The organism is Asanoa sp. WMMD1127 (assembly GCF_029626225.1).
In the GTDB taxonomy this organism is placed as follows: domain Bacteria; phylum Actinomycetota; class Actinomycetes; order Mycobacteriales; family Micromonosporaceae; genus Asanoa.
Window position 1 is genome coordinate 7,091,675 of the sequence record NZ_JARUBP010000001.1, and the last position, 14,219, is coordinate 7,105,893.

Annotated in this window: 11 protein-coding genes and 1 pseudogene; 10 read left to right on the forward strand and 2 right to left on the reverse strand. The window is 72.7% G+C overall.

What is annotated here, in order from left to right; all coding sequences use genetic code 11:
* Positions 1-435: 435 nt before the first annotated feature.
* Positions 436-3,333, reverse strand: a pseudogene (gene uvrA / locus O7635_RS33940) (excinuclease ABC subunit UvrA); the annotation flags it as partial.
* A gap of 276 nt (positions 3,334-3,609) precedes the next feature.
* Here uvrA and O7635_RS33945 point away from each other — a divergent pair.
* The gene (locus O7635_RS33945; RefSeq protein ID WP_278084576.1) at positions 3,610-4,878 is read left to right on the forward strand and encodes a GGDEF domain-containing phosphodiesterase; all 1,269 of its coding nucleotides are present in this window, start codon (positions 3,610-3,612) and stop codon (positions 4,876-4,878) included.
* Here the strand turns inward: O7635_RS33945 and O7635_RS33950 are convergent.
* Positions 4,831-5,733, reverse strand: a complete 903-nt coding sequence (locus O7635_RS33950; protein ID WP_278084577.1) for an oxidoreductase — start codon at positions 5,731-5,733, stop codon at positions 4,831-4,833. The genes O7635_RS33945 and O7635_RS33950 overlap by 48 nt on opposite strands.
* Positions 5,734-5,836: 103 nt before the next feature.
* On the opposite strand from O7635_RS33950, the gene O7635_RS33955 reads away from it, so the two are divergent.
* The 9 genes from O7635_RS33955 (at position 5,837) to ptsP (ending at position 14,077) form a co-directional block, all read left to right on the forward strand.
* Positions 5,837-6,655 (forward strand): helix-turn-helix transcriptional regulator, encoded by an 819-nt coding sequence (locus O7635_RS33955; protein WP_278084578.1) that lies wholly within the window; start codon positions 5,837-5,839, stop codon positions 6,653-6,655.
* A 112-nt stretch (positions 6,656-6,767) separates the two neighbouring features.
* Positions 6,768-7,529, forward strand: coding sequence for a DeoR/GlpR family DNA-binding transcription regulator (locus O7635_RS33960; RefSeq protein ID WP_278085642.1), 762 nt, complete (start codon positions 6,768-6,770; stop codon positions 7,527-7,529).
* Complete coding sequence (locus O7635_RS33965; RefSeq protein ID WP_278084579.1) at positions 7,526-8,887, forward strand: hexose kinase; 1,362 nt, start codon at positions 7,526-7,528, stop codon at positions 8,885-8,887. Before O7635_RS33960 ends, O7635_RS33965 begins: the two co-directional genes overlap by 4 nt.
* A gap of 34 nt (positions 8,888-8,921) precedes the next feature.
* Entirely contained in the window at positions 8,922-10,154 is a 1,233-nt protein-coding gene (locus tag O7635_RS33970; protein ID WP_278084580.1) for a PTS mannitol transporter subunit IICB, read from the forward strand.
* Between the two features lie 83 nt (positions 10,155-10,237).
* On the forward strand, positions 10,238-10,546 hold the full coding sequence (locus tag O7635_RS33975; protein WP_278084581.1) for a PTS lactose transporter subunit IIB: 309 nt from the start codon (positions 10,238-10,240) through the stop codon (positions 10,544-10,546).
* A complete protein-coding gene (locus O7635_RS33980) occupies positions 10,539-10,991 on the forward strand; it encodes a PTS sugar transporter subunit IIA (protein WP_278084582.1) in 453 nt (150 codons plus the stop codon). The genes O7635_RS33975 and O7635_RS33980 overlap by 8 nt, the downstream gene beginning before the upstream one ends.
* Positions 10,988-12,022 (forward strand): zinc-dependent dehydrogenase, encoded by a 1,035-nt coding sequence (locus O7635_RS33985; RefSeq protein WP_278084583.1) that lies wholly within the window; start codon positions 10,988-10,990, stop codon positions 12,020-12,022. Before O7635_RS33980 ends, O7635_RS33985 begins: the two co-directional genes overlap by 4 nt.
* 11 nt (positions 12,023-12,033) lie before the next feature.
* The gene (locus O7635_RS33990) at positions 12,034-12,321 is read left to right on the forward strand and encodes an HPr family phosphocarrier protein (RefSeq protein ID WP_278084584.1); all 288 of its coding nucleotides are present in this window, start codon (positions 12,034-12,036) and stop codon (positions 12,319-12,321) included.
* Complete coding sequence (gene ptsP, locus O7635_RS33995) at positions 12,314-14,077, forward strand: phosphoenolpyruvate--protein phosphotransferase (RefSeq protein WP_278084585.1); 1,764 nt, start codon at positions 12,314-12,316, stop codon at positions 14,075-14,077. The genes O7635_RS33990 and ptsP overlap by 8 nt, the downstream gene beginning before the upstream one ends.
* Positions 14,078-14,219: the final 142 nt, after the last annotated feature.

The following is a 14,219-nucleotide window of genomic DNA, read 5'->3' on the forward strand; positions in this document are numbered from 1 at the left end:
CGCCGCGCGGAGCGCACGCCGACCAGCGCCAGGCCGCGCCGCACCGGCGGGTCCGCCGTCGCACAGCGCGCACCGACCAGCGCCAGGCCGCCGGGCGCGGGCGGGTCAGCCGCGCGTGCGGGTGGTCGCCTTCGATGCCGTCCGTGCCCGCGGAGCCGCGGCCTTCTTCGCCGGCTTCTCCTCCGCCTGCGCTGCCGCGGTCGTCTTCGCCCGCGAGTTGGTCGCGGCCTTGGTGGCCTTGGCCGCGGTCGTCTTCGCCCGCGTCCCCGCCGCCTTGGTCGCGGTCGCCTTCGCGGCCTTCGGCTCCGGGTCGTCGGCCGCCGGCTCCGCGGCCTTCGTGGCCGCCGCCCGGCCGTTGCCGCCGACCGCCTTGCCACTCCCGTTGCCGCCGGCCTTGCCGTTGCCCCCGGCCACCTTGCCGTTGCCGTTGCCGCCGCCGTTGGCCTTGGCCGCCCGGGCGATCGCCTTGTCCGAGCCCTTGGCCGGGCCTTCGAGCTCCAGCGTGTGCCGCAGGAACTGGCCCGTCGCGCTCTCCGGGACCTCGGCGATCTCCTCCGGCGTGCCGGCGGCGATCAGCAGGCCGCCACGGTGGCCGCCTGACGGACCCATGTCGATGATCCAGTCGGCGGTCTTGATGACGTCGAGGTTGTGTTCGATGACGATGACCGTGTTGCCCTTGTCGACGAGGCTCTCGAGGACCTTGAGCAGCTTGCGGATGTCTTCGAAGTGCAGGCCGGTGGTCGGCTCGTCGAGGACGTAGACCGTGCGGCCGGTCGAGCGCTTCTGCAGCTCCGACGCCAGCTTGACCCGCTGCGCCTCGCCGCCCGACAGGGTCGGCGCCGGCTGGCCCAGGCGGACGTAGCCGAGGCCGACGTCGACCAGGGTCTTGAGGTGGCGGTGGATCGCCGGGATCGCCTCGAAGAAGGTCGACGCCTCCTCGATCGGCATCTCCAGCACCTCGGAGATCGTGCGGCCCTTGTAGTGGACCTCGAGCGTCTCCCGGTTGTAGCGGGCGCCCTTGCAGACCTCGCACGGCACGTAGACGTCCGGGAGGAAGTTCATCTCGATCTTGATCGTGCCGTCGCCCGCGCAGTTCTCGCAGCGGCCGCCCTTGACGTTGAAGGAGAACCGGCCCGGGCCGTAGCCGCGGACCTTGGCCTCGGTGGTCTCCGCGAACAGCTTGCGGATGTTGTCGAAGACGCCCGTGTAGGTCGCGGGGTTGGACCGCGGCGTGCGCCCGATCGGCGACTGGTCGACGCCGACCACCTTGTCGACGTTGTCGAGGCCGGTGACCCGCAGGTGGCGGCCCGGCACGAGGCGCGCGCCGTTGACCTGGTTGGCCAGCACCGTGTAGAGGATGTCGTTGACCAGCGTCGACTTGCCCGAGCCGCTCACGCCGGTGACGGCGATGAACTGGCCCAGCGGGAACGGCACGGTCAGGTTCTTGAGGTTGTGCTCGCGGGCGCCGACCACGACCAGCTCGCGCCCGGTCGTCGCCGGCCGGCGCACCATCGGCGTCGGGATCTGCCTCCGGCCCGCCAGGTAGGCCCCGGTCACCGACGCCTCATTGGCCAGCAGGTCCTCGAACGAGCCACTGTGGACGATCTCGCCGCCGTGCTCGCCGGCGCCGGGGCCGATGTCGACGACCCAGTCGGCGGTGCGGATCGTGTCCTCGTCGTGCTCGACCACGATCAGCGTGTTGCCGAGCCGGCGCAGCCGGACCAGCGTCTCGATCAGCCGGTGGTTGTCGCGCTGGTGCAGGCCGATCGACGGCTCGTCGAGCACGTAGAGCACGCCGACCAGACCGGAGCCGATCTGGGTGGCGAGCCGGATGCGCTGCGCCTCGCCACCGGACAGCGTGCCCGCCGGCCGGTCGAGCGACAGGTAGTCGAGACCCACGTCGACCAGGAACCGCAGCCGGGCGTTGATCTCCTTGAGCACCCGCTCGGCGATCATCTTCTGCCGGTCGTTGAGCACCATGCCGCCGAGCAGGTCGGCGCAGTCGCCGACCGACATGCCGGTGACCTCGGCGATGTTGCGGCCGTCGATCGTGACCGCGAGCACCTCGGGCTTGAGCCGCGCACCGCCGCAGACCGAGCACGGCACGTCGCGCATGTAGCCCTCGTATTTGTCGCGCGACCACTCGGACTCGGTGTCACCGTGGCGCCGCTCGATCCACTGCACCGCGCCCTCGAAGCCGGTGTAGTAGGAGCGCTCGCGACCGTATTTGTTGCGGTAGCGGACGTGCACCTGGTCGTGCGACCCGTAGAGGATCGTCTTCTGCGCCCGGTTGGACAGCGCGCGCCACGGGGTGTCGAGATCGAAGTGCTCGGCCTCGCCCAGCGCCTGCAGCAGCCGCAGGAAGTATTCGAGTGTCTGGGTCGTCGCCCACGGCTGCACCGCGCCCTCGCGCAGGGTGCGCTCCGGGTCGGGGATCACCAGCTCGGGGTCGACCTCTTTCTTGGTGCCGATGCCCGTGCACTCCGGGCAGGCGCCGTAGGGCGAGTTGAACGAGAACACCCGGGGCTCGAGGTCCTCGATCGCCAGCGGGTGGTCGTTGGGGCAGGCCAGGTGCTCGGAGAAGATGCGCTCGCGGGTCGGCGAGTCGTCGGGCTCGTCGACGAACTCGAGCAGCACCACGCCGGCCGCCAGCCGCAGCGCGGTCTCGATCGAGTCGGTCATCCGCTGCTTGGCGGAGCCCTTGACGGCGAGGCGGTCGACGACCACCTCGATGGTGTGCTTCTCCTGCTTCTTGAGCTTGGGCGGCTCGGTCAGCGGGTGCACGACGCCGTCGACCCGGGCCCGCGCGAAGCCCTTGGACTGGAGCTCGGCGAACAGGTCGACGTATTCACCCTTGCGACCGCGGACCACCGGCGCCAGCACCTGGAACCGGGTGCCCTCGGGCATGGTCAGCACCCGGTCGACGATCTGCTGCGGGCTCTGCCGCGCGATCGGCTCGCCACACACCGGACAGTGCGGCTCGCCGACGCGGGCGAACAGCAGCCGGAGGTAGTCGTAGACCTCGGTGATCGTGCCGACCGTCGAGCGCGGGTTGCGCGAGGTCGACTTCTGGTCGATCGAGACGGCCGGGCTGAGGCCCTCGATGAAGTCGACGTCGGGCTTGTCCATCTGACCCAGAAACTGCCGGGCGTACGAGGAAAGTGACTCGACGTAACGACGCTGGCCCTCTGCGAAGATCGTGTCGAACGCCAGGCTCGACTTGCCCGAACCGGACAGCCCGGTGAAAACGATCATGGCGTCGCGCGGTAGATCCAGGTTGACGTCGCGCAGGTTGTGCTCCCGCGCGCCGCGCACGATCAGTCGGTCGGCCACAGCCCAGCCCACTCCTGACAAGATGGAAGACCTGCAGAATCTCTGCCTCGGCAACTCTAGTCGCGGGGTATGACACTTTTCCGGACCCCAGCATTCCCCCGAACAAGGGGAATCTCAGCTCGAGCATTCCCCCAAACAGGGGAGATGTTGGATGCGGGTGATTTCGGTCATTCCGGGTACACCTTTTGGCCGACCCATCACGTACCGTAGGGCGTCCGGCATTCACAGTGCGCCGGGAGCGTCGGCTGGGGCGCTCCCATGTGCTCAGGGGGAAATGTGACAGCGGACCTGACGATGCGGGCGCTCTCGGCGCCGGTCGAGCCGGTTACTCTCTGTGAACATCTTGGTACGCTCATCCGTGATCACGGCACCGGGTTCGCGGTCGCCCGGTTCGCGGTCTACGACTATCGCGAGATCCGCAGCTCCCTGGGCGCCGCCGCGGCCACCGAACTGCTCGACCGGATCAGCGAGCGCCTGCGCGCCCGGATGGAGCCCGACGAGGTCCTGTCCGTTCTCCCGGATGGCGACATGCTGCTCGTCCTCAACCGCACCGACCGGCTCGAGCAGCGCCTGCAGGACCTCGTCGAACGTGGCAGCGGCTGGACCTCGACCGTCTACGGGCAGCTCAGCGCCGGCGCCGCCCCGGCCCGCCCCGGCGACGACGGCGAGACCGTGATCTCCCGCGCCAGCCTGGCCCTCGAGGAGGCCAGCCATCGGGCGCCGGGCGCCGTCACGATCTGCGGAACGCCGATGGACTCCAGCGCCCGCCAGCGCGTCTCGCTCGACATCGACCTGCGCCGGGCCGTCGAGGCCGACCGGCTCACGGTGCACTACCAGCCGGTGGTGGCCCTCGACGGCGGCCGGATCGTCGGCTACGAGGCGCTCGCCCGCTGGCCCGACCAGGAGCGCGGCTGGGTCTCCCCCGACGCCTTCATCCCGGCGGCGGAGCGCAACGGCCTGATCGGCGACATCGGCCTGCGGGTGCTCCGGCGGGCGCTGCGCGACAAGCGGCGCTACGGCGGCTGCCGCGACAAGTGGCTGTCGGTCAACGTCAGCGCCGTCCAGCTCGACGACGAGACCTTCGCGGGTCAGGTGCTGCGCGCGCTCAACGAGGAGGGCATCCCCGGCGACCAGCTGCGGGTCGAGGTGACCGAGTCGGCGCTGCTGTCGTCGGCCCGGTCCCGCGCCCAGTTGATCGAGCTGCGCCGCGCCGGCATACGCGTGCTGGTCGACGACTTCGGCACCGGCTTCTCGTCGCTGGCCAGCGTGCGGCGGCTGCCGATCGACGGCATCAAGATCTCCCGCGAGCTGCTCCACGACGAGGAGCCCGGACTGCCCGACCCGACGGTGGTACGGGCGGTCCGCCTGCTCGCCGCCGGCGCCGGCGTCACCGACATCATCGCCGAGGGCGTGGAGAGCGCGCTGGAGGTACGCACCCTCGCCGCCCTCGGCATGCCGTTCGCGCAGGGCTTCCACCTCGGCCGTCCGGCGCCGGCGTCACGCGCCCTGCGCTGGCCGAGCGGCATCATCGCCCACCCCAACTAGGTCGAGTTCCGCGAGCGCGTCCGCCGGCAGCTCCAGGTCGGCGGCGGCGAGGTTCTCGCGCAGGTGCGCCACCGACGACGTACCCGGGATCAGTGCCATCGTCGGCGACCGCCGTAGCAGCCAGGCCAGCGCGACCTGCTGCGGCGTGGCCTCCAGCCGGACCGCGACGTCACGCAGCTTGGTCGACTGCAGGGGCGAGAAGCCGCCCAGCGGGAAGTACGGCACGAAGGCCACGCCCTCTGCCGCCACCAGGTCGACCAGCGCGTCGTCGGCCCGCTGGGCGAGGTTGTAGAAGTTCTGCACCGCCACGACGGGCGCGATCGACCGGGCCTCGCGAAGCTGGCTCGCGGTGACGGTGCTGAGCCCCAGATGCCTGATCAATCCCTGCTCGCGCAGCTCGGCCAGCGCGCCGAACGCCTCCGCGACCGAGCCTTCGACGGCTTCGTGCAGGCCGCCCACCCGCAGGTTGACCAGGTCCAGCGCGTCGACGCCGAGGTTGCGCAGATTGTCGTGCACCTGGGCCGCGAGGTCCTCCGGGTGCAGCGACTGGACCCAGCGGCCGTCGGGCATGCGGCGTGAGCCGACCTTGGTGGCGATGACCAGATCGTCGGGGTACGGGTGGAGCGCCCGGCGGATCAACCGGTTCACCACGACGGGGCCGTAGTAGTCACTCGTGTCGACGTGCGTCACGCCGCGCGCGACGGCCTCGCGCAGCACCGCGACCGCCTGCTCGGGGTCGCGCGGCGGGCCGAACACGTTGGGACCGGCCAGCTGCATGGCGCCGTACCCCATGCGGGTGATGATCACGTCGTCGGCCAGGCGAAGGACGCCGCCGGAGATGGTTGTGGTCGTCATGCCGTCGACAACGCCCCCGACCGCGCCGGACAGGCAGAGTCGTGCTGTTCCTGGGTGTGCGGGGACCACCCATGGCGCGCCGGACCCGCCTATCGTCGGTTTCGTGGAGAGCGGCAACACGCTGGGCGACTTCCTGCGGGCTCATCGGGAACGGATCACGCCCGAAGAGGTCGGGCTCGGCCGGGGCGTGGGCGTGCGGCGGGTGCCCGGGCTGCGCCGCGAAGAGGTGGCGATGCTCGCCGGGATCAGCTCCGACTACTACCTGCGGCTCGAGCAGGGCCGCGACCGGCATCCGTCGGTGCAGGTACTGGACGCGCTCGCCCGGGTGTTGCGCCTGGACGGCGACGCCACCGCGTACCTGATCCGGCTCAGCCAGCCCGCCTCGCGCACCGCGAGCCGGGCGGCCGCCGCCGACGTCCCGGAGAGCATCCGGCACCTGCTCGACGAGCTCACCTCACCGGCGTACGTGCAGACCCGGTGGCTCGACGTGCTCGCCGCCAACCGGATGGCCGTGGCGTTGTCGCCCAACCTCGTCCCCGGCGTCAACCGGTTACGCGCCGCGTTCCTGGATCCGGCCGAGCGCACGTTCCACCGGGACTGGCCCGAGGCCGTCGCCCACGTCGTGGCCGGCCTGCGCGCCGACGCGACCGGGCACGACGACGACCCGCGGCTGGCCGCGTTGGTTGGCGAACTGTCGCTGAAGAGCGAGGAGTTCCGCCAGCTCTGGGCCCGACACGACGTGCGGCGACCGGCGGGCCGGTTCAGCCTGATGCGCCATCCCGAGGTCGGCGACCTGGACCTCTACGCGGACAAGCTGACCATCGCCGGCGCCGAGGGCCTGATGCTCGGGGTCTACCACGCCGAGCCGGGCAGCGAGTCGGCCCGCTCGCTCGCGCTGCTCGGCTCGCTCGCCGCTTCCTGAAAGATCGTTCGCGCTGCCCCGGCCGTACCGGTCGGGGCATTTCCATGTCTTGACTTCCCACATAGTCAAGCGTAAACAGAAACGAAACAAAATGATGCGGAGGCAAAGCCACATGTACGCGGAGGAGCGGCAAGAAGAGATCCTGCGGCTCGCCCGCGCCCAGGGTCGGGTCGACGTGACCGCGCTCGCCGACGGCTTCCAGGTGACCGCCGAGACGATCCGCCGCGACCTGACCGTGCTCGAACGGGCCGGGGTGCTCCGCCGTGTCCATGGTGGAGCGATCCCGGTCGAGCGGATCGGCTTCGAGCCGGCGCTCGCCGCCCGCGACTCCGTGCTGATCACCGAGAAGGAGCGGATCGCCAAGGCGGCCCTGGCCGAGCTGCCCGACGAGGGCGCGGTGATCCTCGACGCGGGCAGCACCACCGCGCGGCTCGCGCAGGCCCTGCCCACCGACCGCGAGCTGTCCGTCGTCGTCAACTCGCCCGTGCTGGCCACCGTGCTCGGCACCCGGGCCAACCTCACCGTGCTGCTGCTGGGCGGCCGGGTCCGCGGCAAGACCCTGGCCACCGTCGACGACTGGGCGTTGCGCCCGCTCGCCGACATGTACGTGGACGTCGCGTTCATGGGCACCAACGGCTGCTCCGTCGAACGTGGGCTGACCACACCGGACCCGGCCGAGGCGACGGTCAAGCGGGCGATGATCGCCGCCGCCCGCCGGGTCGTCCTGCTGGCCGACCACACCAAGATCGGCAACGACTACCTGGCCCGGTTCGGCCGGCTGGCCGACCTCGACGTGCTGATCACCGACACGGGCGTCGACGACGAGCTGGCGGGCGACGTCGAGGCGGCGGGCGTCCGGGTGGTCCGGGCATGATCGTCACCGTCACCCTCAACCCGAGCCTCGACCGGGCGATCGAGATCGACGACCTGACCCGGGGCGACGTCATCCGGGCCCGCTCGGCCCACCTGGACCCGGGCGGCAAGGGCGTCAACGTGTCCCGCGCGCTGCTCGCCAACGGCGTCGCGTCGCGCGCGGTCCTCCCCTGCGGCGGCGACGAGGGCGCGCACCTCGTCCGCCTGCTCGCCGAGGAGGGCGTTGACCTGGTCGCCGTCCCGATCGGCGGCCACACCCGCTCCAACATCACCCTCGCCGAACCCGACGGCACGGTCACCAAGGTCAACGAACCCGGACCCACCCTTTCCGGGCTCGAGTTCGACGCGGTGGCGGCGCAGGTCCTGGCCGCGGCGGGCGCGGCCGGCTGGGTGGTCGTCTGCGGCAGCCTGCCGCCGGGCGTCACCCCGTCGGCCTTCGGCCGGCTGTGCGGTCGCATCGTGGCGGCGGGGGTGCGGCTGGCGGTCGACACGAGCGGCCCGGCGCTGCGGGCGGCGGCGGAGGCGGGCGCACATCTGGTCAAGCCCAACCGCGAGGAACTGTCCGAAGTGGTCGGTCACGCCTTGCCGGCCCGGTCGGACGTGGTCGCGGCCGCCGACGAGGTACGCGCCTGGGGCGCCGGCGCGGTCCTGGCCAGCCTGGGCGCCGACGGCGCCATCCTGGTCACCGCCCACACCGTCGTCAGCGGCGCGGCCCCGGTCCCGGCGCCCCGCAGCTCCGTCGGCGCCGGCGACGCCTTGCTGGCGGGGTTCCTGGCCGCCTTGACCCGATCTGAGAGCCGCGCCGCGGAGGCCGTCGCCAACGGTGGGGGTCCGGACAGCCACTCAGCCGCGGGTGGGAACGCTGACGCCCGCGGCACATCCGACTCGAACCCGAGCCAAGTCAGCGCCGCCGCGGCCGGCTCGACCGGCAACGCCGGCTCGACCGGCAACGCCGGCTCGACCGGCACCGCCGGCTCGACCGGCAACGCCGGCTCGACCGGCACCGCCGGCTCGACCGGCACCGCCGGCTCGACCGGCACCGTCGGCGCGGCCGGCACCGGCCGCTCCGCTGCCGTCGGCGGATCCCGCGCCGCAGCCCGATCGGTCGGCGCCGACCGCGGCGAGCGGATAGGCGGGGGCGGCGAGGACGGAGTTTCTCATCGCGGTCCCGCCGGCGGCGATCGTCGCGGCCGGGCTCTGCGGCCGGACCTCGAGGCCGCGCTGGCCGAAGGGCTGGCGTGGGGCGCGGCGGCGGTCAGCCTGCCCGGTAGCCGCATGCCACGCCCCGACGACCTCCGCCGGGAGGCCGTTGTGATCCATTCCGATTCCGATCTCGTCCGGACGAGCCCGCAGGGCTGACGGACCCCTCCCCTACCCCCGAAGGGAGCGTTCGGTGACAACTACCGAGGAACGCGGCTACACGCCCGCGGTGCAGGGCACCGGATTCCGCGCCACCGTGCAGCGGTTCGGCGGCAATCTGGCGGCCATGATCATGCCCAACATCGGCGCGTTCATCGCCTGGGGTCTGATCACCGCGCTGTTCATCCCGACCGGCTGGATACCGAACGACGACTTCGGGCAGCTGGTCAACCCGATGATCTTCTTCCTGCTGCCGATCCTGATCGGCTACACCGGCGGCCGGCTGGTGCACGGGCAGCGCGGCGCCGTCGTGGGCGCCGTCGCCACCGTCGGCGTCGCGGTCGGCGCCGGCGCCGTGATGGGCACCGAGCTCGAGAACGCGTCGCCGATGTTCCTCGGCGCGATGATCATCGGGCCGGCCACCGCCTGGTTGCTCAAGCAGTTCGACAACCTGGTCGAGGACCGCATCCGGCCGGGCTTCGAGATGCTGGTCAACAACTTCTCCGCCGGCATCATCGGCGGCGGCATGGCGCTGATCGGCGCGTGGGCGATCGGCCCCGTCATGCGTACGGTCACCAACGCCGCCGGCGACGCGGTCAGCTGGCTGGTCGACCGCAACCTGCTGCCGTTGGCCTCCGTGCTCGTCGAGCCGGCCAAGGTGCTGTTCCTCAACAACGCCATCAACCACGGCGTGTTCGGGCCGCTCGGCGTGGCCGAGGCCGCCGAGACCGGCAAGTCCATCCTGTTCATGATCGAGTCGAACCCGGGCCCGGGCCTCGGCCTGCTGCTCGCGTTCTTCTTCTTCGGCCCGCGCAACCTGCGCGCCACCGCCCCGGCCGCCATGATCATCCAGTTCCTCGGCGGCATCCACGAGATCTACTTCCCGTACGTGCTGATGAAGCCCCGCCTGATCATCGCCATGATCGCCGGTGGCGCGGCCGGTGTCGGCACCTTCATGATCACTGACGCCGGTCTCACCGCGACGCCCTCGCCCGGCAGCATCTTCGCGTACTTCGCGGTCACCCCACGCGGCGGTTACATCCCGATGCTGCTCGGCGTGGTGATCTCCGCCGGCGTCACGTTCGCCGTGGCCGCCGCGCTGCTCGGCTTCGGCCGCCTCGAACCCAAGGAGGAGCCGACGACCGCCGACGGCGACGCGGCCGCCGTACCCCCGGATGCCGATCCTCAGCCCGGCACCCAGCCCGACCGTGACCGCGAGCCCGCCGGCGTCGCCGCCGCGGTCCCGGAGCAACGCACCACCGCCTGACCCGCGTTAGGAACGGTCCGTTCCTATGTGAAAAGCGATTGGAACGGGCCGTTCCTTTCCCCTCACCCCGAAAGGCGATCGTCATGGCCAACATCAAGGGCAGCGACATCCAGAAGGTGGTCGTGGCCTGCGACGCCGGCATGGGCAGCAGCGTCATGCTCGCCAGCCAGCTGCGGCGCCAGCTCAAGAAGCACCGGGTCACCGTCGAGCACACGCCGGTCAACTCGATCCCGGCCGACGCGGACGTGGTGGTCTGCCACGCCGGCCTGGCCGACCGGGCCCGGGGCAGCGCTCCCGGCAAGGTGATCGTGCCGGTCCAGGTGTTCATCGGCGATCCGGCCGTCACCCGGCTGGTCAAGGTCGTCGAGTCCGGCGGCGAGCTCGATGGCTGAGGGCCTGGGCGCGCTGCTGGACCCGGCCGCCATCCGGCTCACCGAGACGGCCGCCGACCGCGACGCCGCCATCCGGCGCTGCGGCGAGGTGCTGGTCGAGGTGGGCGCGGTCGCCCCGGCCTACGTGGCCGCGATGCTCGAACGCGAGCAGTCCATCTCGACGTACGTCGGTGAGGGTGTCGCCATCCCGCACGGCACCCTGGCCGGCAAGGACACGGTGCTGCGGGACGCCCTCGCGGTGCTGCGTTTCCCGGCCGGCGTCGACTGGGGCGGCCAGCCGGTGAGCGTCTGCGTGGCCATCGCGGCCCGCGGCGACGGGCACGTCGAGGTGCTCGGCGAGCTGGCGCAGATCCTGCTCGACCCCGACCGGGCCGCGGCGTTGCGCGCGGCCACCGACCAGCAGACGGTCTACGACCTGTTGACCCCGATCGAGGAGACGGCATGAAGGTCGTGCGCTTCCACGCGCCCGGCGACGTACGCATCGAGGACGCCCCCGAACCCACCCGCACCGGCGGCGACGTGCTGATCCGCGTGCACAACTGCTCCACCTGCGGCACCGACGTCAAGATCTTCAAGTTCGGGCACCACCACATCCGCCCGCCGCGGGTGATGGGCCACGAGATCGCCGGCGAGGTCGTCGACGGCGGCGACACCGGTTGGCAGGCCGGCGACCGCGTGCAGGTGATCGCCGCGATCCCCTGTGGACAGTGCGGCGAGTGCCGGCGCGGCCGGATGACCGTGTGCCCCAACCAGGAGTCGATGGGCTACCACTACGACGGCGGCTTCGCGGAGCTGATGCTCGTACCCGCCAAGGTCCTCGCCGTCGACGGTCTCAACCGGATCCCATCGGGCATCGGGTACGCCGAGGCGTCGGTCGCCGAACCCCTCGCGTGCGTGCTGAACGGGCAGGAACTGGCCCGGGTCGGCGAGGGCGACGACGTCGTCGTGATGGGGGCGGGCCCGATCGGCTGCCTGCACGTGCGGCTGGCCCGGGCCCGGGGCGCCCGCCGCGTGTTCCTGGTGGACCTCAACGCGGAACGGCTGGCGTTGTCGGCGTCGCGCGTCGAACCGGACGCGGCGATCTGCGGTGCCGACACCGACGTCGTCGACGAGGTCCGCAAGCTCACCGACGGCCGGGGCGCCGACGTGGTGATCACCGCGGCGGCGGCCAAGGCGGCGCAGGAGCAGGCGTTCGCGCTGTGCGCCCGGCAGGCCCGGATCAGCTTCTTCGGCGGGCTGCCCAAGGACGACCCGGTGATCAGGGTGGACAGCAACCTCGTGCACTACCAGGAGCTGACGATCGTCGGCGCCAACGGCTCCAGCCCGACGCACAACAAGCGCGCGCTGGACCTGATCGCCTCCGGCGCGGTCCCGGTCGCCGACCTGATCACCCACCGCCTGCCCGTGACGGAGGCGCTGGAGGCGTTCGACATCGTCGCCCGCGGCGCCGCCATCAAGGTCACCATCGAGCCCTAGAGGAGTACGACATGCCGTCCCGCACCGTGACCGTCGGTTCGCGTACCGGCCTGCACGCCCGCCCGGCCGCCCTCTTCGTCGCGGCCGCGGGCGCCGCTCCCCTGCCGGTGAAGATCAACGTCGAGGGCCGCAAGCCCGTACCCGCCAACAGCATGCTGTCCGTCCTGTCGCTGGGCGCCAAGCAGGGCACCGAGGTGACCATCACCGCCGAGGGCGACGGCGCCGACGCGGTGCTCGACGACCTGGCCGCCCTGCTGGCCCGCGACCTGGACGCGGAGGAGGCTGGGTCCAATGGCTGACCCCGCGGTGGCCGCGACCGGCACCGCTGAGCCGGCTTCGGACGACGCCGCCATGGAGGCGGGTGGTGCTGCCGTCGCGAAGACGGCGGGCGGTGCGACGGTGGAGGCTTCGGCGATAAGTAGTAGTGAGCCGCTGCGCGGGATCGGGGTGTCGCCCGGGTTCGCGGCCGGGCCGGTGTGCCGGGCCGGTGCCGCGCCGCGGATGCCGGCCCCGCGCACCGTGTCCGATGTGGAGGCTGAGCTGGCCGGCGCGGCGGCGGCGCTGCGGGCGGTCGCGGCCGAGCTGGCCCGGCGCGCGGACGCCACTCACGACGCCACCGCGGCCGAGATCCTCCGGGCCCAGGTCATGATGGCCGAGGACCCGGTGCTCGACGAGGCGGTGGCCGACGCGATCCGCGCGGGCTCCGACGCGCCGCACGCGATCGACGCGGCGTTCGCGGTGCATCGGCAGGCGTTCCTGGAGGCGGGCGGGTACCTGGCCGAGCGGGTGGCCGACCTCGACGACCTCCGCGACCGCGCGGTGGCGGTCTCCAGCGGCGCGCCGATGCCGGGCATCCCGTCGCCCGACGACCCGTTCGTGCTCGTCGCGACCGACCTCGCCCCGGCCGACACCGCCGGCCTCGACCCGGAGCGGGTGCTCGCGCTGGTCACCGAGGCCGGCGGGCCGACGAGCCACACCGCGATCCTGGCGCGCTCGCTGGGCATCCCGGCGGTCGTCCGCTGCGGCGGGGCGGCCGGCCTCCGCGACGGCATGGTGGTCGCCGTCGACGGCGCCGCCGGCACGGTGCGGGTCGGGGTCGACGAGGCGACCGTCGCCGACAGCCGGCGGCGCGAGCAGGACCGCCGGGCGCGCGCGGCCGCCTCGACGGGACCGGGCCGCACGGCCGACGGATGGGCGGTCGAGCTGCTCGCCAACGTGGGCACGGCCGCCGACCCGGTCGCCGGCGCCGAGGGGGTCGGGCTGTTCCGCACCGAGCTGCTCTACCTCGACCGCCAGCAGGCGCCGAGCCACGACGAGCAGGTCGAGGCGTACGCGGCCGTGTTCGACGCCCTCGGCGGCCGCAAGATCGTGGTGCGCACGCTGGACGCGGGCGCCGACAAGCCGCTGCCGTTCCTGGACCAGTCCGGCGAACCGAACCCGGCGCTGGGCGTACGCGGCGTGCGCCTCGCCCGTCGCGACCCCGCCCTGCTCGACGGCCAACTCGCGGCCATCGCGGCGGCCGCCGCCCGCACCGGCGCGACCGCGTGGGTGATGGCGCCGATGATCGCGACGCCGGCCGAGGCCCGCGACTTCGTCAGCCGGGCCCGCGCCGCCGGCCTGCCCTCCGCCGGCGTGATGGTCGAGATCCCGGCCGCGGCGCTGCGGGTCCGCGCGCTGCTGCGCGAGGTCGACTTCCTGTCGGTCGGGACCAACGACCTGAGCCAGTACGCGTTCGCCGCCGACCGCATGTGCGGCGACCTCGCGGAACTGCTCGACCCGTGGCAGCCGGGGCTGCTGGACCTGATCGCCATGTGCGCCCGCGCCGGGCGCGCGGCCGGCAAGCCGGTCGGCATCTGCGGCGAGGCCGCGGCCGATCCGGGCCTGGCGCCGGTCTTCGCCGGCCTCGGCATCACGAGCCTGTCGATGCCGGCCCGAGCGATCCCCGCGGTCCGCGACGCGTTGGCGGTCCACACCCGCGACGAATGCGAACGCATCGCCGGCGCCGTCCTGGCCGCCGACGATCCGGAAGGCGCCCGAGCGGCGGCAACCGCCTAACCCGGCGCGGGCCCGGCCGCGGACGATCCGGACGGGCCTCGCACGGCCGCAACCACCTGACCCGGCGCGAGCCCGGCCGCAGACGATCCGGACGGGCCCCGCACGGCCGCGACCGCCTGACCCCACGCGGGCCTGGCAGCGG